Source organism: Streptomyces sp. HD, assembly GCF_028369295.1.
Classification (GTDB): domain Bacteria; phylum Actinomycetota; class Actinomycetes; order Streptomycetales; family Streptomycetaceae; genus Streptomyces.
Window position 1 is genome coordinate 240,227 of record NZ_JAQMYP010000006.1, and the last position, 19,971, is coordinate 260,197.

Below are 19,971 nucleotides of genomic sequence, written 5' to 3' on the forward strand. Positions count from 1 at the left end.
CCTAGATCACGCCGGGTTGAGGAACGACGGCTCCTCCGGCTCGGGAACCTCGTAGTCCCGCTCCCAGCCCTCGCACTCCAGCTTCAGCGACTGGATGGCCACCGCGTTGGCGTTGGCGTCCAGTTCACCGAGGACCTGGTACTCGCTGGGCCAGGTCCGGTAGAGCTTGTGGGAGACGGCGACCTGGCCGGCCTCGTTGAGGACCTGGATCACTATGTCCTTGCGGAAGTCGGCGAGGGACACCTCGGAGCCGAGGCCCGCGCCGACCTGCCAGACCTTGTTGGCCCAGCGGTCGAACTCGGGGTCGTGGGTGACGCCGCGTTCCAGGGTGATGCCCTCGAACTCGGAGCGGCCCGGCGACTTGCGGGGCGACGAGGGGTCGCCTCCGTGCCGGTGCTTGACGACTTCCGTCGTCCGCTTCAGCGGACTGATCTTGCTGATGCCCGCGACCGTCCGACCGTCCCACAGGACCAGGAACTTGAAGTTCTTGTAGGGGTCGAAGCGATGCGCGTTGACCGTGAACTCAGCCATCGGATTCCTTCAGTTCTCCACGATTCCCCGCGCCTAGAGCGCGAACTGCCCGGACGTCTGCTGGATTTTGACGATCACGAACTCCGCCGGCCGGACCGGTGCGATGCCGACCAGGACGTTGACGATGCCGTTCTCGATGTCCTCGGCGGTCGTCGTGTCGCCGTCGCACTTGACGAAGTACGCCTCGCGCGGGGTGCCGCCCTTGAAGGCGCCCTGACGGAAGAGGGTGTGCAGATACGAGGAGGCGGCGAGCCGGATCTGCTGCCACAGGTTCTCGTCGTTGGGCTCGAACACGACCCACTGCAGGCCGCGCTGGAGGCTCTCCTCGACGTGCAGCGCGAGCCGTCGTACGGGGACGTACTTCCACTCGCTGTCGAGGGCGTCGGAGCCCTCCAGCGTGCGGGCGCCCCAGACGACCGGGCCGGTGACCGGGAAGGTGCGCAGGCAGTTGACGCCGAGCGGGTTGAGCAGACCGGCCTCACGGTCGGTGAGGTTGACGGTGAGCGAGTGCACGCCCGCGAGCCGCGCCTCGGTGCCGGCCGGGGCCTTCCACACGCCGCGCTCGGAGTCGGTGCGGGCGATGACGCCGGCGACCGCGCCGGACGGCGGGAAGGAACGCAGCCGACCCGTGAGCGGGTCGGTGAGCTGGAGGTGCGGGAAGTACAGGCCCGCGTGGTTGCCCCGCACGGCGTCGAAGGCAGCGAGCCCGGCGCGTGCGGTGTCGACGCTGGCCCAGGTGCTCGGCGCGTCGACCAGCAGGAAGATCCGCCGCTCGGCGCACAGCCGCTGGGCGGCCGAGATGACGGTGAGGGCGTCCTCGGTCTTCTCGTACGCCGCGAGTTCGGGCAGCGCCAGCAGGTTGACGTCGGCGATGCCGCGCAGTGCCTGGATGCCGGACTTGTCGGCCTCGGATCCGATGAGGTCGCGCGGGCCGGGTGCCTCGCCGTCCTCGCCGCCCTCCAGCGGGAAGACCGGCGGGTTGACGGAGGCCTCCAGGCCGAGGTCGTTGGCGCACTCGCCGAGGAAGCGGACGACGTCCTCGGGGTCGGTGGAGCCGGCGACCACCTGGACACGGCGGCCGAAGGCGGTGACCTCGGCGCCGGCGAAGGCGTGCTTGCCGGGCGCGTCGGGCAGGGCGCGCAGCTTGCGCTCCAGAAGCAGCGCCAACTCGGCCACGCTGCACGGGGCTTCGCCGTCGCAGTCGGGGTCGTAGAGCGTGAACTCGCGCTCCACCTCGCCGATCTTGACGGTCAGGTCCACTTCGAGGTTGGGGAGTTCGTCGCCGAACGGCTTGGAGACGGTGCCGGACGGGTCGGGGCGGCCCTCGCCGACGGCCTCGACGCGGATGAGCCGGGAGCCCGTGTTGATCACGGTCTGCGCGTAGCGGCCGTTCGCGGGGTCCATGGACAGGCCGGTGAAGCTCTCGCGGGCGTCGCCCTTGGCGTCGTAGACCCTGAGGTTGAAGGTCTCGTCGGGGCACGGGGTGTCGTGGTCGACGGCGACGCGCAGGCCGTTGCCCCAGACGCCGGGCTCCTTGGCGTGCACTTCGAGGACCGGGCCCTCGCTGTGGCCCTCGGTCGACTTGAGGGTGACGCAGGCGGCCTTGCCGCTGCCGGCCTTGGCGACCCGGACGATCACCGCGACGGTGCCGCCGTTGCCGAAGAACTGGTGGACCGCGTAGCCGACGGCGCTCTGCGCGCTGAGGCCGCCGAAGCGGCGCTCGAACTCCGCGAAGCTGGTGACGCGTACCGGCTCGTTGAGCGGACCCCGTCGGGTGTGCCCCACAAAGGCGGTCACGGACGTGGTCAGGGTCGAGATCGTGCGGGTGCTGCTGGGAAGCTCTTCTACGTAGACACCGGGATACGTCGGCCTTGCGGCGCTGACCGCGCTCATCGGCATTCCCCCTCCTACTCCCTGTCTCGGGTACCGGACAAAGGCACCAAGAGATGGCAGAGGGAGGCATTCCCGACCGGAGCACGAAAACGCCACCCACAAGGGCGACACCGTCCACGTGCACCGCACCAGTTCCCCCGTCATCACCGTGGGCGATCGGCCACACGGTTCAAGCAGCGCGCTTGTGACTCCTGATGCTCAAGTGCTCAACCCACCTTGATGTGTTCGAAGTTGACCGAGCAAGGCGCCTTCAGGCCACCCAGGGAGGGGGTTTGGTGAAGGCCCCCTCTCGGCATCCGCACATCCCGTCTGCGCGCCCCGGGCGGCTGGTTCACGGATTCTGCACAGGGGTGTCCCCGTGGCGTACCGCAGGAGCCGCGAGCCGCGATGGAAGCGCTTGCCATGCATCGTTCGACTGGTCGCACGACTGTGCGACCTCCCTGAGTCGCACACAACATGCCGTGGCCGGTTTTCCATGGGTGACGAGAACCCACCCTTGCCGGTCGCCCGTTGTGAGGCCGGCGAAATCTCACCGCCATGTCTTGACATGCGACTGGGACGATTCGCAGCTTGGCCGATCATTTAGACGCGTGAAGCACGTTCATGTATATGCACTCCAGATCCAACGGAGTGTGCCCATGCGGGATCACTGACGACGCCGCCGCCCGGCCACCGCCCTGCTCGTCGCCGCGAACGCGGCAGCGCCCCACCCGGACGCCCGGCACTACGTCATCCACGGCGACTTCATCGGCGCCGACAGCCTCGCCGAGCTCGCCGCGCACGGCTACGGCGTCAACATGAACCCGGCCATCAAGTGGACGATCTCCGACCTGATGGACGAGGTCATCGGCGCCGAACGTTCCGCCTACCAGTGGCCGGTGCGCTCCGCCGTCGAGGCCGGAGTCGCGGTCTGCGCCAGCTCCGACGCACCGATCACCGCACCCGACTGGCGGCAGGGCGTGGCCGCGATGATGCTCCGTTAGGCCAAGGCCAGCGGCCGGCAGAGCGGCCCGGAGCAGTGCGTGGACCTGGCCGAGGCGCTGCGCGCGTACACGGTCAACCCGGCCCGGCAGGACTTCGCCGAGGAGTGGAAGGGGTCCGTCGAGGTCGGCAAGGTCGCCGACCTGTGCGTCCTGGACCGTCCGCTACTCGACCTGGATCCGCACGCGATCACGGACGCCGAGGTGGTGATGACGGTGTTCGACGGGCGGATCGTGTACGAAGGCTGAGGGATTGGGCTCCTGCACACACAACCCCGCGCGCACGTGGCCCCACGCACACATGATCTCCCGCGCACATGGCCCCGCCCGGGGAACGCCGCTACCGTGATCGACCGGCTTCCACGCGGGCGAAGGAGTTGAGGGTGAGCGCAGACCGGTCGACGGCCGCGTTGGTGACCGGCGGCAGCGGGTTCGTGGGCAGTCATCTGGTGAAACGGCTGCTGGAGCGCGGCTACCCGGTCCACGCCACCGTGCGGAGCACGGCGGCCACGGCCAAACTGCGGCCCCTGCGGGCGATGCAGGAGGCGCATCCCGGGCAACTGTCGCTGTTCGAGGCGGACTTGCTGGCCGAGGGCTCTTTCGACGAGGCGATGAGCGGGTGCCGGACGGTGTTCCATGTGGCGTCGCCGTTCCGTATGCCGGAGAAGATCAAGGACGGCCGTCGGGAGATGGTCGACCCGGCCCTGCTCGGCACCCGCAACGTGCTGGCGGCGATCGAGCGGACGCCCACGGTGGAAAGGCTCGTCCTCACCTCCACCGTGGGAGCGATCTTCGGCGACTACGCGGACGTCCTGGCCATGGACGACGGCGTGCTGTCGGAGCGGTACTTCAACACCACCAGCACGGTGGAGAACAACCCGTACCACTACGCCAAGACGGTCGCGGAGCGGGAGGCCTGGGACGCGGAGGCAGCCCAGGGCCGCTGGCGGATGGTGTCGGTCAACCCCGGCCTGATCCTGGGCCCCTCCCTGACCCCCGCCTCGGAGTCCGGCAGCCTGTTCCTGCTGGAGGAGCTGTTCAAGGGCTACTTCTTCTACGGCGCCCCGGACTTCAGCTTCACCACGGTCGACGTACGCGAGGTGGCCGACGCGCACATCGCGGCGGCGGAGAACCCGGACGCGAAGGGCCGTTACATCCTCGCCGCTCCGACGATGACGTCCTTCCACGAGATGTCCCGCATCATCCGGAGCCGCCGTCCCCGCGACCTCCGTCTGCCGCGCACCGCGCTCCCGCACTGGCCGGTACGCGTCCTGGGACCGGCCTTCGGACTGACCCAGGACTACATCCGGGCGCACCTCGGCATCCGCTTCCCGGTCGACAACAGCCGGAGCGTGAGCGAACTCGGCATCACCTACCGCCCGATCGAGCGGACGGTCCTGGATCACTACGAGGCGTGGCGGAGCCGACGCACCGCGCAGTGAGTCCGGCCCTCATCCCGCCCCGAGCGTCGAAGGTCACAAAAACGTATCGGACATTTCACACGTCAACCTTCACGCGAGTCACACAAGTTGGCTAAGTTACGCCTCAGGCCGCACGACGACCTCCGGCGATCCCCGCCGGGACGCGCGGCCTCCGCCGAGTCCGGTGCGCCTGTACGGGCCACTGGAGCAGGGGACCCAACCGAACTTGGGGTGAATCGGCCCAACCGCCTTTCGGGGCAAGGGCCGTAGGGCAAACCTTCCGGACCGACCGCCCGAACCCTCCCCCAGGGCCTGGACGGCCTGGGGGACCCCCACCGCTAACCCGGTAGGCGGAGTACGGAAGGAGTACGTCGCCCATGGCGCCGGAACGCACCGCGCGTCCGGGGGCATTGAGCCTCCCCGGCATGCGCAATTCCGCACTCGCATCGGCGGCCCTCACCTCAGTTGCCCTGCTCGCCCAGACGGCCAACGCGGCCCCCTCCGCGGGGGACGACGCGCCGAGCCGCGAGGAGGTCAGCCGACGGGTCAGTTCCCTCTACGACCAGGCCGAGTCCGACACCGGGACCTTCAACGCCACCCGCGCGTCGGCCACGGGACCCCGCAAGCGCGCCGACCGGCCGACGGGGACCGGACGCGGGTACGGCGCCGCGGGCCGCGCGGATGACGGCAGGCGCAGCGATCCCGCCCTCGACAACGTCACCCGGCAGTGGTTCGACGCGGCCCGCTCGAAGCTGGGCCCGACCGTCCCGGCCACACTGCCGGGCGCCAGAATGCCGGACCGCTCCACCGGGACACGGCCCGCACGCCCGGCGGAGCGCGGGCTGGAGAGCCTCAGTGACCGGGGCCCGGAAGCGCCCGGCCGGGCCGCACTGGAGCTTCCCGCCCCGCCGATCGCCGAGCTGCCGGCCGCTCCGGCCACGACAACGGCAACGACACCCGTCGCGGAACTGGCCGCCGGTCCCGTCGCCACCCCGGAGGCACAGCAGCAGATCAGCTGGGGCTCCAGGAGTACACAGAGCACGCAGAGCACACAGACCACCCTGAGCGCCCCGAGCGACCCGAGCGCGCAGACCGCCCTCGCCCTGCCCACCCTGACCGCCGAACCCACGGCGGCCGGGTCGACAGCCGGTTCAACAGGCGATCCGCAGCAGCGATCCTCCCTGCGGACGACCAAGGAGCAGAACCAGCGCAAGCTCGGCCGGGCCCGCGACCTGCTCGCCGCGTACACCGGGCAGCAGAGCACGACGCTCACCGCGCTCGACGCCCCCATGAACCCGCCCACCCCGACCCAGCCCTCGGCCGAGACACGGTGGGAGGCGCTGCAGGACATGGGACCGGCCGACCTGACCCCGGTCCCGGCCTACACGGCGGCCTGGGCGGCCACAGCAGGCTGGACCGGTACCGCGACCGGGCCCGCCGACACCCCGGCATCCGCCGTCACGAGCATGGCCCTCGACACGAGCCGACCGCTCGACACGAGCCACGCCCTCGACACGAGCCAGCCGCTGTACACGAGCCAAGCCGTCGATGTGAGCCGGCCGCTCGACACAAGCCACGCCCTCGACACGAGCGTGCTCGACACGAGTCGGCCCGTCGCCCCGAGCACCGCCTTCACCTCCACCGCCCCGAGCACTGCCTTCACCTCCACCACCCCGCAGGACACCCGAGCCGTACGCGCCCTGGACTTCGCCCGTGCCCAGCTCGGCAAGCCCTGCATCTGGGGCACGGCGGGCCCGGGCTCGTACGACGGCGCCGGCCTCACCCAGGCCGCCTGGAAGGCCGCCGGGATCACGCTCCCCCGCACCCCGCAGGAGCAGGCGACCGCCGGGCGCGGAATCGCGCTCACCTACATCGAGCCGGGTGACCTGGTCCTCTTCCACGTCGGGCACGTCGGCATCTACTCCGGCAACGGCATGATGATCCACGCCCCCGGCCCGGGAGCGGTCATACGCGAGGAGTCGATCCACTACGCCGGGGAGTCCGCGATCCACAGCGTGATACGCCCCGCCTGACCCGCCGGCCGGCGCCACCACCGGCGTCACCACCGAACTCCACCCCAAGCCACCCCGCCTCCCGAGGCGGGGTGGCTTTCGTTTCCCCTGACACCCGCCCCCGCTCCCCATACCCCCGGGCTCTCCGACCCTCCGGCAGCGACGCCCAGCCACCCCACCTCACCCTTGTCGATACGTCCTGACAATCCCATTGACATCCCCCTCGGCCGGCCGCAGAGTACCTGCCACTAGAGCGCGCTAGTAACGCGCTCCAGCCGAATCCAGCGGGCGGAACCCGTGAACCTCCCCCCACCTGAGAACCCCGCTCCTTGCCCAGGTCGGCGCGGAGGACCTGTCCTTCGGTGAGGCCGTCAAGCGCGGGGTGTGCGTGTCGCCGCCCGCGGGCGTGCCCGAGCCCGCCGATGTGATCGCCGAACTCGCCCGGCTAGACGCCGAGTTGTTCGTGATCGTGGAGCAGGACCTCTACCCCTGCGCCCCCGAGGTTCCCCTCCACATCGCCGTACGCACCCGCGAGCACCTGGCCGGCTACGGTCTCACCGGCACCCGACGCCCTGTTCTCAAGACGCTCGACCGCCGGTGAGGAGGCAGCCCATGGACGTAATGAAGTCATGATCGTCAGTGGCCAGTTGCTGGCGTTCACCTCCAACGCGATCATCGCCCGGGTGGGCGGGGAGTCCGGCGGGGTATGGCGCTGGATGCTGGTGATCGCCACGGTCCCGGCCGTGGTGCTGTGGTTCGGCATGCTGGTCATGCCGGAGAGCCCGCGCTGGCTCGCCTCCAAGGCCCGCTTCACCGAGGCCCTGCACGTGCTGAAGCAGGTCAGGTCCCGGCAGCGGGCCGAGGCCGAGCTCGCCGAGGTGTCCGCGCTCGCCGTCAAGGAGGAGCGGCAGAAGCTCGGCGGCTGGCGGGACATGAAGGCCACGCCGTGGATCCGCAAGCTGATGTTCGTGGGCTTCGGCATCGCGATCGTGCAGCAGATCACCGGCGTGAACACGATCATGTACTACGGCACCCAGATCCTCACCGACGCCGGTTTCACCTCGGACAGCGCGCTGACCGCCAACATCGCCAACGGTGTGATCTCGGTGCTGGCCACCTTCGTCGGCATCTGGCTGCTCGGCCGGGTCAACCGCCGACCGATGCTGATGGTCAGTCAGCTGGGCACCACCGTCGCGCTGTTGCTGATCGGCGTCTTCTCCCTGGTACTGCCGTCCGGTGACGCCCGTGCCTACGCGGTGCTCGCCAGCGGCCGTCCGCTACTGGAAGCGGATGATCGAGATCACCTCCGACCTCGGATGTCCGCTCATGAACAGCGGGTTCAACGGCCGCCCCGAGCGCGCAGCCGAGAGCGAGGCAGCGTTCTGGCGCTCGCTGGAGGAACTGCTCCCGGTGTTCGAGCGCGAAGCATCGCTGTGAACCTGGAGGCGCACCCGGACGACTTCTGCGAGGAGAACACCCCCGCCGTCGACCTGGTCCGTGCGATCAACAAGCCGTGGGTGAACTACCCCTACTGCGCCCCGCACTCCTTCCACCTGTCCGGCGCCTCGGAGGTGGGCGCCGACATCGCGGCGATGATGCGCTACGCCGGTGACAAGCTCCGGCACGTGCACATCGCGGACTCCTTCAACCACAAGGGTTCCTCCGGCCTGCGCTACATCCTCAACCCGCCCGGCACCCCGGCCCGGATCCACCATCACCTGGACATCGGGCAGGGCGAGGTCGACTGAGACGCCTTCTTCGGCACGCTGCGCGAGCTGAACTTCGACGGCGTGGCCACGGCCTGTGTCTTCGCCCGGGAGGAGCGGGCGAAGGAGTCGTCGGCGTTCATGCTGGACCGCATCCGCAAGGAGCTGGCCGCGTAGGCGGTACGGAGGCCGGGTTCACCGGCGATTATGCGGACGGCGCTGGTCCGCCCTGCGCTGTGCCAGCCACAGGGCGACCTCCGCCGCGATCGGCTGCCCGGTCTCCAGCTCGACGAAGCCGAACTGGCCGCCCTGGTTGCACTCCAGGAACCACCAGATGCCGTCCTCGTCCTCGGCGAAGTCGAAGGCGGCGTACGCCAGTCCGGCAAGAGTGACGTACTCGTGCACCGACTTGCCGATGCGGTCGGGCACCGGGACCGGCTCCCAGGGGTGCCCGGTGTCGCCGTAGCGGCCGTCGACCTGGCCGGGTTCGGCGGCCTTGCGCGCGGCGAACAGACGGGTGCCGACGCAGGTCAGCCGGATGTCCGCCCGCTTGTGCACATACCGCTGGAGCAGCGCGGGCCCGGCCGCGACCGTCGAGAAGTCGGCGTCGGGGCCGATCAGGGTGGTGGGCAGGGTCAGCGCGGGGCCGTCGGACGGCGGCCCCGAGGCGGACTTCACCACGACCTCCCGGTACTCCTCGACGAACTCCCGGGCCAGCCGCGGTGCCGTGGTGAACACGGTCGGCGGTACGGCGAAGCCGCTGAGGTGGGCGACCCTCAACTGCCAGGGTTTCAGCCGGGCCTGGTCGGCGTTGCGCGGATGGTTCATCCACCGTGCGGCGGCGGAGTGGAGCATCCCGTACAGCGCCTGCCGGGTCTCGGCGGTCAGCCAGGGTGAGCGGTCGGTGGCGTGCGCGGCCGGTTCGCCCGGCCGGCGCACCCACACCGAGCGCAGCCCGCCCATGCTGAGCACATGCCCGTTGACCGACAGATGGCCGTCGAAGTCGCCGTGCGCGTAGTCGGCGGACATCACGGCCTTGCCCGGTAGGTCGGCAGGGTCCAGCCGCAGCACGGGCGTCCCCGTCCCGTGCAGTGCGGCCACCACCATGTCGGCGGTCACGTCCTCTTCGGACGTGAGGATCAGTACGCTCATTCGCGGCCGGTCGTCAGTCGTCGAAGTGCGTCGCGGACCCGGCGGTGGACGTCGTGGTGCCGACGGCGAGCAGAAGGTCCGGGTCGCTGACGGCGGGGCGGCCGTTGGGCAGCACGTTCAGCTGGCGGGCCGGGTCGAAGTGATACGGCGTCACCGCGTGAGAAATCCCCTTGGGAAAAGCGTACTTGAGGGTGAACGGTTGCACTTTAAACCTCCGTGTCACGTTGCTTGAACTACCGTCACTTACGCGTTCCTTGCGTAAGGAATTCATCACTTTCCGCCACATCGGGGTGAACGTCGTCACACCGGCTGCACCTGTCGCATGCATTTTCCCCACGAATCACACATCGAATTGAGCGTCACATCTGTCACATGCGCCCCTGGCATCACACGAGCACCACAGGAGTTCGTCGGTGACTCCATCACCGTGGGTACCACGACCTCGCAGAACGCCCGTACCGCGTACGGCTGGCTGATCGGCGAGCGGCTCGGTGCCGAGCACACCCAGATCGCCCAGGGCGGCGCCTGTCTGGTCGCCACCGCCGACGGATGCGTGGGCCTGGAGCAGCAGTTCGCCCGGCTCAACCCCAACTCGTCCACGCCGGACTGGGACTTCTCCCGCTATCAGGCGGACGCCGTCGTCATCAACCTGGGCACCAACGACGTGGGGCACGGAGTCAGCTCCCCGCAGTTCCAGTCGGCGTACTCCAGTCTGCTGCGCAAGGTCCGGGCCGCCTTTCCGCGGGCCTGGATCTTCGCGTTGGAGACCTTCCGCGGCCGGTACGTCCCGCAGACCGAGGCCGCCGTCAAGACGGCTGTCGACGGCGGCGAGAGCCGGCTCTCCTTCGTCGACACCACGGGGTGGCTGGGCTCCGGCGACCTGACGGACTCCGTCCACCCCAACGACCAGGGGCACCGCGTCATCGCCGACCGGCTGGCACCGGTCATCGCGGCACGGATCGGCGGCTGACCCGGCCGGTCAGCCCTGCGCGGCGTCCGACCGCAGCTCGCGCAGCAAGTGCGGTGCCGTCTCGGTCAGTCGGTCCACCTGGCTCTCGATCAGCCGGAGGCACTCGTCGAGCGAGCCGACGAGCGCCATCGGGATCTCCAGCAGGTAGCGGTATCCGTTGTTCTCCACGTCCTCCGGAGCGTCGACGCCGATGTCCGCCTCGACGGAGAAGGTCTCCGGCGACATGGCGACGGTCAGTCCGCAGTCCATGGCGCGGCCGTCCCCGAGATCGATCGCCACCCCCAGGACCTGCATCCCCGGCGTCGCGCCGTACTTCGCGAACTCGCGCCAGGTGACTGCCGGTTGGTGTTCCAGGAACAGTTCGTACGCCATCTTCCTGAGCCGCCCCGCGGCACTCCACAGGGCGATGGGCAGGCGCTGGGCATCACGGTCGGCTGCGTCCACGCGCCGATCATATGACCGGCCGTTCGGGGATTCGGCGGCCCTCGCTGCTCGCGATGTTCGGCTGCGCGCCGTTCAGGTAGGGGTTCTCCGGTGCCTTCACCCCGTCGAGCGCGACTCCTCAGGGCGTCGGCATGCCTCCGCCCTGGAGCCGTTCCAGGTCGGAGGGGCGGACCTGGATGACGAGGAGGGCGATCACCGCGGCGATCGCGGTGAAGATCGCGGCCATGATGAAGGCGGCGGAGACTCCTGCGGTGAGGATCTCGTCGGCGTACTGCGTCGGCAGCTGCCCGGTCCGTTCGAAACGCAGCCGTTCCGGCGGGGTCGCCTGGGAGAGGAAGGCGGGGATCTGTGTGTCGGCCTCGTTGTTGCTGGCCGTACCGAACACGGTGACCAGGATGGACAGCCCGAGGGACCCGCCCACCTGCTGGGTGGCGTTGAGGAGTCCGGAGGCGGCGCCGGTCTCATGGGTGGCCACGTTGGACAGCGCCATCAGGGTCAGGGACACGAACTCCATGCCCATGCCGAGGCTGAAGACCAGGATCGGGCCGAGGATGCTGCCCGCGTAGGTGGAGTCGACGTCGGTCAGGGTCAGCCAGGAGAGGCCCGCCGCGGCCAGGATCGCGCCCGTCACCATGAACGGCTTGGGCCCGTACTTCGGCAGGAGTTGGGAGGCGAGCCCCGCGCCGATCGCGATGACGGCGCTCACCGGCAGGAAGGCGAGACCGGCCTGGAGCGGGCTGAAGTCCAGCACGTTCTGCACGAAGAGGGTGAGGAAGAAGAACATGCCGAAGATCGCGGCGGCGAGGCTCAGCATCATGCCGTAGGTGCCCGCGCGGTTGCGGTCCGCGAACATGTGCAGGGGTGTGATCGGCTGCCGGGAGCGCTGCTCGACCAGGATGAACAGCAGCAGGAAGACCACGGCCGCCCCGAACGCGGCCAGCGTGAGCGGGTCCCGCCAGCCGTCCTGCGCGGCCCGGATGAACCCGTACACCAGCAGCACCATGCCGATGGTGGAGGTCAGCGCCCCGGTCAGGTCGAAGTGCCCGGGGTGGCGCTCGGACTCCCGGATCCAGCGCGGGGTGGCGAGCACGATGAGCAGTCCGATGGGCACGTTGACGAACAGCACCCAGCGCCAGTTGAGCCACTCGACCAGGATCCCGCCCATCAGCAGCCCGATCGCACCGCCGCCCGCCGAGACCGCGGCGAAGACGCCGAACGCCCGGTTGCGTTCAGGTCCTTCACGGAAGGTCGTACTGATCAGGGCGAGGGAGGTCGGGGAGGCGATGGCGCCGCCGACGCCCTGGAGGGCGCGCGCGGCGAGGAGTTGCCACTCGTTCTGGGAGAGGCCGCCGAGCAGTGAGGCGAGGACGAAGAGCAGGACGCCGAAGACGAACACACGCCGTCTGCCGAGGATGTCGCCCATCCTGCCGCCGAGCAGCAGCAGTCCGCCGAAGGTGAGCGTGTAGGCGTTGATCACCCAGGACAGGCTCGTCGTGGAGAAGTCGAGCGAGCGCTGGATGTCCGGCAGGGCGATGTTCACGATGGTGATGTCGAGCACCACCATCAACTGACAGGACGCGATGACCAGCAGCGCCATGCCGTTGCCGCGGCCGTCGCCCCGCTCCGTGTCCTGCGGGGTGGTCCGCGCTTCGGGTGTCGGCTCGGGATTGCTCATGGCATTGCGCCGTGGGCGGGGGTTCGGTGGCTGGTTCCCGCCACCATACGACCGTACGCCGCTGCCGGACGGGCATCCAGTCGATCACGGAGCCGGGCCGAGCCGGGCCGGGACGACCAGGTCAGCGTCCGTTGCGAATGAGGCCTGTCAGATAGCGCCACAGTGACGAGCGCTGCCGGGCGGACCGGTCCGGCAGCACCGGATCGGCCGTTCCCGGTGCCGACTCAGGTGTCGCCTTCGGTACCGCCGGCCGCTCGGGCACCGAGGGCAGTTCGTACCGTACGGGTAGTGAGCGCAGGCCGCGCATGAACGGCGAGGAGCGCCACGGCAATTGGTCGGCGGGGAGGGCGAGGTCCAGATGGGAGAACCGCTCGAACAGCCGGCCCACACCGACCGCCGCGACCGTGGACGCCAGCTCCCGCGCCGGGCACTGGCGGCGGCCCGCCCCCCAGGACAGGTGCGCCCGGGTGCTGATCGCGCTGTTCGGTGCCACATGGCCGGCGAAGAGCGGGTCGGCGTGTGCGGCAGCGGAGGACACCCACACCGGGTCACCGGCCCGGATCGTGTAGTTGCCGAGTGCGGTGTCCTCGGCGGCGAAGCGCGGTACGAAGTTCACCAGCGGCGGTTTGCGCATGACCACCCGGTTCATGGTCTCCCTGATCATCCCGGCGGAGAGGCTGGCGCGAACGCCGCCGTCCCCGGAGATGACCTCGACCACGGTGTTGGACATGAGGATGCCGACGTGGTCGGAGGTCATGCCGAGCAGCATGAACAGCTCACGGGCCAGCTCGTCGAGGGAGAGTCCGGGATGCGCGGCCAGCAGCTGGGAGGGGAAGTCGTCGCCCGGCTCCTTCAGCTTCACGGCCGCCAGTTCGGCGAGCGTCGCAAGCAGTCGCTCCAGGGCGGGTTCGGCGTCCGGGCCCGCGTCGAGGACCCGCCACATGTCCATCAGCGCGTCGTCGCCCTGGGAACCGGGGAAGCCGAGGAGATGGCTGGCCACCATCAGCGGCAGCGGGCGGGAGAACTGCGCGGACAGGTCCGCCACGCCCGTGCCGCCGCCCTGTCCGACCAAGGTGATCAGTTCGTCGGCGTAGGCGGTGACGGCCGCCTTGAGCCGCTTCGCCTGGGGGTGCGCGGGGTCCTGGAACGGTTTGAGCGCGGCGTCCCACGCCGTACGCAGCTGCCCGTGTCCGGGACCGCCCTGGATCAGTACGTGGTTGACCTCCAGGGACGGCCCGAGCGGCCAGTCCGCGGGCACCTCACCGTCCGAGCGGGCCCGCCAGTTCTCCAGTCCCTTCGGCCAGCCGTCGTCGTCCTGGAGTACCTGCAGTGCCTCCCGGTAGCCGAGCACCAGCCAGGCGGGGACGCCCAGCAGGTCGACCGGTGCGACAGGGCCGTGCCGCTGCCTCAGCCGCTCGTACACGAGGGAGGGACGTGTCTCGTAGTCGCGGGTCAGCAGTGGCTGGGGGGACAGCTCCTCCAGCCTGGTGCCGTCGACGCCCACGGATCCGTTCCCGCCCGCCTCGGACTCCATTTGCCCCCCGTCCTCAGACACTCCCCGCACCGGTGCACTACCAGTCAGTAGCCGACAACGCCCGCGACCCTACCCCAGCACCCCTCGCAGGTGAACGAGGGGTGTGAGCGACGAGTGCGGCGGTCGTACGCCGACGGCTCGCATCCTCCGCCCTGCCCGTGTCCGCCCGGCATCAGACCAACTCCTCGGCGGACTTCGCCCCCTGGTCGCGCAGCCAGGTGACCAGCGTGTCGTGACCGGAGCGCCGGGCGGCGTCGAGGGCGGTCAGCCGGTCGTGGCCGACCCAGTTGATGTCACCGCCTCGCCGCAGCAGGTGGGCGGCCGTCTCGCGCTGCCCGCCATGGCAGGCGCACCACACTGCGGCGGTGACCTCCTGCTCGGTGGGTGGGCCGGACTCGGCCGTGAAGCAGGCGGCGACCCGGTCGGCCTCGCCGAGGGCGGCGGCCTGCCACAGGGTGGTGCGGGCGCCGCGCTCCACCAGTCGCCGCGCGCTGTTCCACTGCCCGAAGGCCACCGCGTCCGCCAGCGGCGTGCCGTTGCCGATGACCGCGCCGTCGGCCTCGATGTCCGCGCCGAGGTCGAGCAGCGCGTCCAGGACGGGTACGTCGTCGCTGCTGGCCGCCCAGTGCAGCGGTGTCTCGTGGTGCGCGCCGGTGAACCGCGCGTCCACCTCCGCGCCCGCGGCGACGAGCGCGCTCACCGTCCGGGGGCCGTGCGGCAGATGGCCGGGCCAGTTGGTGACGACGTGCAGCAGGGTCCGTGTGGTCCGCATGTTGCCCAGCCGTGCCGTGGCCAGCCCCGGATGAGCGGTGAGCAGGTCCTCCAGCGCCGCCACGTCGCCCGTCCGGATCGCCTCCACGGCGGCACGGGCGAGCGGAGCGGTCGTATCGATCAGCAATCGGGTCACCTCCCAGGTTCCCCTCCTGGATAACACGGCCCACCGACAACGCCTCCGCCTGCGGACGCACCCCGGAGGCCGGACGCGGCCTAGAAGCTGAAGGTCATGAACGCCCCGAGCCCACGGTCGGCGGACTCGCCGAAGAACTCGACCAGTTCGTCGTAGGTGCTCCGGAGCCACTCCAGCGAGCCGTCGTGGACGTCCCAGGTGCGGGGGTACACGTCGTCCTTGACCATCCGCTCCGGGTCGTAGTGTTCCGCCAGCCGCTCCCACGGGGTGGCCCGCAGTTGCCGTGCCACGGTCTCGACATCCTTCACGGAGTAACCGAACAGGGTGCCTTCCTCCACGATCACGAACCCGTCCATCATGAATTCGAGTTCCACGTCGGTCTCGTCGAGCAGGAACTGGAGGCCGGCCCATGCCTTGTCCAGGCCGACGTCGGGACGGTTCGGTATCGGGTCGTCGTCGCTGTCGTAGAGGTCGTAGACGTATTCATCGGCCCAGCTCGGGTCCTTGACCGCCCGGTCCAGCTCCTCGGTCGTCGCGGCGGTGAACGAGATGTACATGCCCATGGCCGGTGATTCCCCCTTGTGTACTGCCTGTTCGGCCCTTGGCCGATCAACGACGGCGAGTGTTCCACAGGGCACTGACAATCGGGCCGTGGCCTGTCTGTTACGCTCCCCGGGCCTCCCGCGGGGGAAGTCCGGTGAGAGTCCGGCGCTGACCCGCAACGGTGTGCGCGGGGACCTGGTCGTCCGTCGCGCGAGCCCGATCGCCCGTGGCCGGCACGACCCGTTGACTGCTCGCCGTGGACTGCGAGAGGGGACCACGCGGCCGGCACGGTCGTAGCGGCTGCCTCCCTGCTCGATGTTCGCAGGCGGCCCCAGGCGAAGGACCGCCCGCCCGTGCTCCGAAGTCCGACCCGGATACCGGCACCCCCGAGATCCGGTGCGTCACGTCTCCCCGTGGTGCCGCTCGTCCTGGGGCTGGGTCTGTTCCTGCTCGTCTCACTGCTCTGCGGCGTCGGACTCGGCGCCGCCGGGATCGGCTGGGGCGACGTCTTCCGGCTGCTGGGGGCGGGGCTGACCGGCGGGACCATCGACGCGCGGGACGTGTCCGCGTACACCATCGTCTGGGAGATCCGGCTGCCGCGTGTCGTGCTCGGCGCGGTCGTCGGGGCCGGGCTCGCGGCCGTCGGGGTGGCCGTGCAGGCGATGGTGCGCAACGCGCTCGCCGATCCGTTCGTGCTGGGCATCTCCTCGGGCGCCGCGGTGGGCGCCAACGCCGTGATCCTGCTGGGGGCGTTCGCGGGGCTCGGTGTATGGGCGCTGTCCCTGTCGGCCTTCGGGTCGGCGCTCGCGGCGACGGCTCTGGTGTACGCCGTGGCCCGGTCGCCGCACGGCCTCAGCCCGCTGCGGCTCATCCTGACCGGGACGGCACTGGCGTACGGCTTCGAGGCCGTCACCACCGTCATGGTGTTCGGCGCGGCCCGGGGCGAGGCCGCCCGGTCGGCGATGATGTGGCTGCTCGGGAGTCTGGGCGGGGCGACCTGGGCGCAGGTGCCGATCGCCGGGGTGACCGTGGCGGCCGGGTGGGCGTGGCTGCGGCGGCGGGCCGAGGCACTGAACGCGCTGGCCATGGGGGACGAGACGGCCGCCACGCTCGGCGTCCAACCGGCTCGGCTGCGCCGGGAGTTGTTCCTCGTCACGGCCGCCGTGACCGGGACGGTGGTCGCGGTCAGCGGGGCCATCGGGTTCGTCGGGCTGATGGTTCCGCATGTCGTACGGATGCTGGTGGGCGCCGATCACCGGCGGGTGCTGGCCGTGGCGCCGCTCGCCGGGGCCGTGCTGCTGGTGTGGGCGGACCTGCTCTCCCGGCTCCTTCTCGCCCCCGCCGAACTGCCCGTCGGGGTGATCACGGCCGTGGTCGGGGTGCCCGCGTTCCTGCTGCTGATGCGCCGCGGCGGCTATGCGTTCGGGGGTCGGTGAGCATGCGGCTCGACATCGAGGGCGTCACGGTCGAGGCGGCCGGTGCGCGGCTGGTCGACGACATCCGGCTCGCCGTGGACAGCGGGGCGTTCGTCGGGCTCGTCGGCCCGAACGGCAGCGGCAAGTCCACGCTGCTGCGCTGTGTGTACCGGGCGCTGCGTCCGTCCGGGGGCGTGGTGCGGCTGGACGGGGACGACGTGCACGCCATGGCTCCCCGGGCCGCCGCCCGGATGCTGGCCGCGCTGCCGCAGGAGTCGTCGGCCGAGTTCGACTTCACGGTCGCCGAGGTCGTGGCCATGGGGCGGCTGCCGCACCGGGACCGTACGGCCGCCGCCGACCAGGAGATCTGCGCCGCGGCCATGGACCGTACCGGCGTCTCCCATCTTGCGGACCGCGGGTTCCTCGCGCTGTCCGGCGGCGAGAAGCAGCGCGTGCTCATCGCCCGCGCGCTCGCCCAGCGGCCGAAGGTGCTGGTCCTGGACGAGCCCACCAACCATCTCGACATCGCCCACCAGTTGGACGTGCTGTCCCTGGTGCGGGCCGGCGGCCTGACCGTGCTGGCCGCCCTGCACGACCTCAACCTGGCCGCCGCGCACTGCGACGTCCTCCATGTCGTCGACGGCGGCCGGGTCGTCGCCTCCGGCGCCCCGCACGAGGTCCTTCGCCCCGACCTGCTCGCCGAGGTGTTCGGCGTCCGTGCCCATCCGGTACGGCATCCGGAGACCGGCGTGGTCCAGCTCCTGTTCGACCTCCTCCCCCAAGGACCCACATGCGCAAGCTCATAGCCACCGCCCTCTGCCTGGCCGCGACCGTCACCGCGACCGGCTGCGGAGCCACGGTGGAGAAGTCGGCGGACACCGAGTCCGCCGCGGTCACCCTCACCAACTGCGGCCGCCGGGTCACCTTCGACAAGGTCCCCGAGCGCGTGGTCACCAACGACGTCGGCATCACCGAGCTGATGTTCGCGCTGGGTCTGGAGGACCGCATGGCCGGGTTCGCCATGCCCGACGACAAGGGCGATCTGACCGGTGTGCCGTGGAAGGACGGCTACGAGAAGGTGAAGTGGCTGTCGAAGGACCAGCTCACCAGGGAGAACGCCCTCGACGCCCGCGCCGACCTCGTCTTCGCCGGCTGGAACTACGGCTTCCGCGAGGACGACGGCTTCACCCCCGACGCCCTGAAGAAGCTCGGCATCCCCTCGTACATCCTCACCGAGTCCTGCCGCAACGGCCGTACGAAGACCACGCGCGGCATCATGCCGCCCCTGGACGCCCTGTACACCGACCTCACCAACCTCGGAAAGCTGTTCGGAGTCGAGAAGCGGGCCGCCGCGCTGATCGCCGACTTCAAGAATCGGATCGCCGACGTGCGGGCGCAGGCACCCAAGGGCGCCGACCGGCCGAAGGTGTTCCTGTACGACAGCGGCCAGGACCAGCCTTTCACCTCCGGCCGCTATGCCGCCCCGGAGCAGATCATCAGCGAGGCCGGCGGAGTCAACGTCATGCACGACGTCCAGGACTCCTGGACCACCGTCGGCTGGGAGACCGTCGTGGAGCGCAACCCGGACGTCATCGTGATCTGCGACTACGGCGACATGAGCGCCGAGCAGAAGAAGAAGTTCCTGCTGTCCTACGCGCCGCTGCGCAACGTCCCCGCCGTCAAGCACAAGCGGATCTTCGTCCTCGACTACGTCGACCTGGTCGAGAGCCCCCGCAACCCGTCCGCCGTCGCCCGGCTCGGCGCCTATCTGCGCACGGTGGCCGGGAAGCACTGACCGTCGGCGTCCGACCGCTCGAAGTGGCTGGGCCGGCCGTCCCGCCGGACCAGCCGGCCGAGCCGCTGTGCCCTGGCGCGCGGCATGAGGGTCCAACTCCCGTCGGACGCACGCAGGGCGGCGGAGTGCCAGGGGGTCGTCCAGACGTCCGGGGCGTCGAGCAGCCGGATGCCGAACTTGGCGGCGCCGGCCGGCTGCGGGTGGATCGACAGGCGTACGGCGCGCGGATGGTGCTCGGCGATCAGCGCGCCCCAGGCCCGGCTGCGCTGGATCACGCCGTACGCCCGTCTGCGGCACTCGCGTTGGAGGGCGGAGCGGGTGCCGCTGAAGTCGACGGCGTCCTCGACCAGGAACCGAGTCACGCCCCGGTACAGCGCGAGGGTGACGGGGTCGGCACGGACCTCGTCTCGCAGGGCGTCCGGGGTGGGGGCGTAGCGGTCCAGGACGTGGGCGCGTTTGGTGTCGTGCGGGAGGTCGCCGAGGACGTCACGCAGGTCGAAGACGGACAGGCGGTGCAGCCCCGACTGCTCTATGAGGGCGCGCAGTTCGTCGGCGTAGGCGTCGATGTGCTCGTCGGGGACGCGGATCAGGTCGCCGAAGACATGGCCGTCGGAGCAGATGACGACGCGGGCGCCGGGCGGATGGATCCGCTCGATCCGCGCGCACAGCGCGTCGAGGAAGCCGAGGGAGAGGCGTTCGCCCATGTCGGGGAGGTGGCCCAGGGTCTTGGCCGGGTTGGGGGACTTGCAGGGGAAGCCGGGCAGGGTGAAGACGATGGGGGCTCCTTCGCGGACGAAGTCGGTGATCCGGCGCAGTTGACGGGGGAACGCCTCGGCCTTGGCGGGGGCCTGGTCGGTCGTGCGGTGGTACGGCAGGAGCAGGTCGAGGATCTCCGCGCCGGTCGTGGTGGGGAGGGTGGTGAGGGTGTCCGGTGCGGTCGTCAGCAGCATGGGTTTCTCCAGGGGCGTGCGGGCATGACGGCGTGGCGCCTCG

At 70.4% G+C, this 19,971-nt stretch carries 16 protein-coding genes and 4 pseudogenes; 10 read left to right on the top strand and 10 right to left on the bottom strand.

What is annotated here, in order from left to right; genetic code table 11:
- Positions 1–6: 6 nt before the first annotated feature.
- On the bottom strand, positions 7–531 hold the full coding sequence (locus tag POF73_RS08750; protein ID WP_004003113.1) for a phage tail protein: 525 nt from the start codon (positions 529–531) through the stop codon (positions 7–9).
- A 33-nt stretch (positions 532–564) separates the two neighbouring features.
- Positions 565–2,430, bottom strand: coding sequence for a phage tail sheath subtilisin-like domain-containing protein (locus tag POF73_RS08755; RefSeq protein WP_272113962.1), 1,866 nt, complete (start codon positions 2,428–2,430; stop codon positions 565–567).
- A 677-nt stretch (positions 2,431–3,107) separates the two neighbouring features.
- On the opposite strand from POF73_RS08755, the pseudogene POF73_RS08760 reads away from it, so the two are divergent.
- The 6 genes and pseudogenes from POF73_RS08760 to POF73_RS08785 form a co-directional block, all read left to right on the top strand.
- Positions 3,108–3,653 (top strand): annotated as a pseudogene (locus POF73_RS08760) (amidohydrolase family protein); the annotation flags it as partial.
- A 134-nt stretch (positions 3,654–3,787) separates the two neighbouring features.
- Positions 3,788–4,846, top strand: coding sequence for an NAD-dependent epimerase/dehydratase family protein (locus tag POF73_RS08765; RefSeq protein ID WP_272113963.1), 1,059 nt, complete (start codon positions 3,788–3,790; stop codon positions 4,844–4,846).
- A 404-nt stretch (positions 4,847–5,250) separates the two neighbouring features.
- The gene (locus tag POF73_RS08770; protein ID WP_272113964.1) at positions 5,251–6,858 is read left to right on the top strand and encodes a C40 family peptidase; all 1,608 of its coding nucleotides are present in this window, start codon (positions 5,251–5,253) and stop codon (positions 6,856–6,858) included.
- Between the two features lie 304 nt (positions 6,859–7,162).
- Positions 7,163–7,438: pseudogene (locus POF73_RS08775) on the top strand (2-keto-myo-inositol dehydratase); the annotation flags it as partial.
- Between the two features lie 16 nt (positions 7,439–7,454).
- Positions 7,455–8,102: pseudogene (locus POF73_RS08780) on the top strand (MFS transporter); the annotation flags it as partial.
- A 1-nt stretch (position 8,103) separates the two neighbouring features.
- Positions 8,104–8,720 (top strand): annotated as a pseudogene (locus POF73_RS08785) (sugar phosphate isomerase/epimerase family protein); the annotation flags it as partial.
- Between the two features lie 18 nt (positions 8,721–8,738).
- On the opposite strand, the gene POF73_RS08790 reads toward POF73_RS08785, so the two are convergent.
- A complete protein-coding gene (locus POF73_RS08790; RefSeq protein ID WP_272113965.1) occupies positions 8,739–9,695 on the bottom strand; it encodes an MvdC/MvdD family ATP grasp protein in 957 nt (318 codons plus the stop codon).
- 13 nt (positions 9,696–9,708) lie between these two features.
- Entirely contained in the window at positions 9,709–9,900 is a 192-nt protein-coding gene (gene tgmA, locus POF73_RS08795) for a putative ATP-grasp-modified RiPP (RefSeq protein ID WP_272113966.1), read from the bottom strand.
- 117 nt (positions 9,901–10,017) lie between these two features.
- On the opposite strand from tgmA, the gene POF73_RS08800 reads away from it, so the two are divergent.
- Positions 10,018–10,665, top strand: a complete 648-nt coding sequence (locus POF73_RS08800) for an SGNH/GDSL hydrolase family protein (RefSeq protein ID WP_272113967.1) — start codon at positions 10,018–10,020, stop codon at positions 10,663–10,665.
- 9 nt (positions 10,666–10,674) lie between these two features.
- Here POF73_RS08800 and POF73_RS08805 read toward each other — a convergent pair whose 3' ends face one another.
- The 5 genes from POF73_RS08805 to POF73_RS08825 all read right to left on the bottom strand — a co-directional run bounded on the left by POF73_RS08805 (position 10,675) and on the right by POF73_RS08825 (position 15,788).
- A complete protein-coding gene (locus tag POF73_RS08805) occupies positions 10,675–11,109 on the bottom strand; it encodes a hypothetical protein (RefSeq protein ID WP_272113968.1) in 435 nt (144 codons plus the stop codon).
- A 118-nt stretch (positions 11,110–11,227) separates the two neighbouring features.
- Positions 11,228–12,706, bottom strand: a complete 1,479-nt coding sequence (locus POF73_RS08810) for an MFS transporter (protein ID WP_272114005.1) — start codon at positions 12,704–12,706, stop codon at positions 11,228–11,230.
- Positions 12,707–12,905: 199 nt separating this feature from the next.
- Complete coding sequence (locus POF73_RS08815; RefSeq protein ID WP_272113969.1) at positions 12,906–14,318, bottom strand: cytochrome P450; 1,413 nt, start codon at positions 14,316–14,318, stop codon at positions 12,906–12,908.
- A gap of 172 nt (positions 14,319–14,490) precedes the next feature.
- Entirely contained in the window at positions 14,491–15,225 is a 735-nt protein-coding gene (locus tag POF73_RS08820) for an ankyrin repeat domain-containing protein (RefSeq protein WP_272113970.1), read from the bottom strand.
- Positions 15,226–15,305: 80 nt separating this feature from the next.
- The gene (locus POF73_RS08825; protein WP_272113971.1) at positions 15,306–15,788 is read right to left on the bottom strand and encodes a YfbM family protein; all 483 of its coding nucleotides are present in this window, start codon (positions 15,786–15,788) and stop codon (positions 15,306–15,308) included.
- A 393-nt stretch (positions 15,789–16,181) separates the two neighbouring features.
- Here POF73_RS08825 and POF73_RS08830 point away from each other — a divergent pair, with 393 nt between their 5' ends.
- From POF73_RS08830 to POF73_RS08840, 3 genes are read left to right on the top strand one after another with little or no spacing between them, the layout of a single operon-like run.
- Positions 16,182–17,204 (top strand): iron ABC transporter permease, encoded by a 1,023-nt coding sequence (locus tag POF73_RS08830; RefSeq protein WP_272113972.1) that lies wholly within the window; start codon positions 16,182–16,184, stop codon positions 17,202–17,204.
- Between the two features lie 2 nt (positions 17,205–17,206).
- Positions 17,207–17,989, top strand: coding sequence for an ABC transporter ATP-binding protein (locus POF73_RS08835; protein ID WP_272113973.1), 783 nt, complete (start codon positions 17,207–17,209; stop codon positions 17,987–17,989).
- On the top strand, positions 17,974–18,978 hold the full coding sequence (locus POF73_RS08840; RefSeq protein WP_272113974.1) for an ABC transporter substrate-binding protein: 1,005 nt from the start codon (positions 17,974–17,976) through the stop codon (positions 18,976–18,978). Before POF73_RS08835 ends, POF73_RS08840 begins: the two co-directional genes overlap by 16 nt.
- Here the strand turns inward: POF73_RS08840 and POF73_RS08845 are convergent.
- Positions 18,948–19,928, bottom strand: a complete 981-nt coding sequence (locus POF73_RS08845; protein ID WP_272113975.1) for an isocyanide synthase family protein — start codon at positions 19,926–19,928, stop codon at positions 18,948–18,950. The two genes, POF73_RS08840 and POF73_RS08845, sit on opposite strands and share 31 nt — an antisense overlap.
- Positions 19,929–19,971: the final 43 nt, after the last annotated feature.

Coding starts and splice junctions, on each gene's coding strand:
- POF73_RS08750 (WP_004003113.1), bottom strand. CDS start 531: ATGGCTGAGTTCACGGTCAACGCGCATCGCTTCGACCCCTACAAGAAC.
- POF73_RS08755 (WP_272113962.1), bottom strand. CDS start 2,430: ATGCCGATGAGCGCGGTCAGCGCCGCAAGGCCGACGTATCCCGGTGTC.
- POF73_RS08770 (WP_272113964.1), top strand. CDS start 5,251: ATGCGCAATTCCGCACTCGCATCGGCGGCCCTCACCTCAGTTGCCCTG.
- POF73_RS08790 (WP_272113965.1), bottom strand. CDS start 9,695: ATGAGCGTACTGATCCTCACGTCCGAAGAGGACGTGACCGCCGACATG.
- POF73_RS08800 (WP_272113967.1), top strand. CDS start 10,018: ATGCATTTTCCCCACGAATCACACATCGAATTGAGCGTCACATCTGTC.
- POF73_RS08810 (WP_272114005.1), bottom strand. CDS start 12,706: ATGGCGCTGCTGGTCATCGCGTCCTGTCAGTTGATGGTGGTGCTCGAC.
- POF73_RS08815 (WP_272113969.1), bottom strand. CDS start 14,318: ATGGAGTCCGAGGCGGGCGGGAACGGATCCGTGGGCGTCGACGGCACC.
- POF73_RS08825 (WP_272113971.1), bottom strand. CDS start 15,788: ATGGGCATGTACATCTCGTTCACCGCCGCGACGACCGAGGAGCTGGAC.
- POF73_RS08835 (WP_272113973.1), top strand. CDS start 17,207: ATGCGGCTCGACATCGAGGGCGTCACGGTCGAGGCGGCCGGTGCGCGG.
- POF73_RS08840 (WP_272113974.1), top strand. CDS start 17,974: ATGCGCAAGCTCATAGCCACCGCCCTCTGCCTGGCCGCGACCGTCACC.
- POF73_RS08845 (WP_272113975.1), bottom strand. CDS start 19,928: ATGCTGCTGACGACCGCACCGGACACCCTCACCACCCTCCCCACCACG.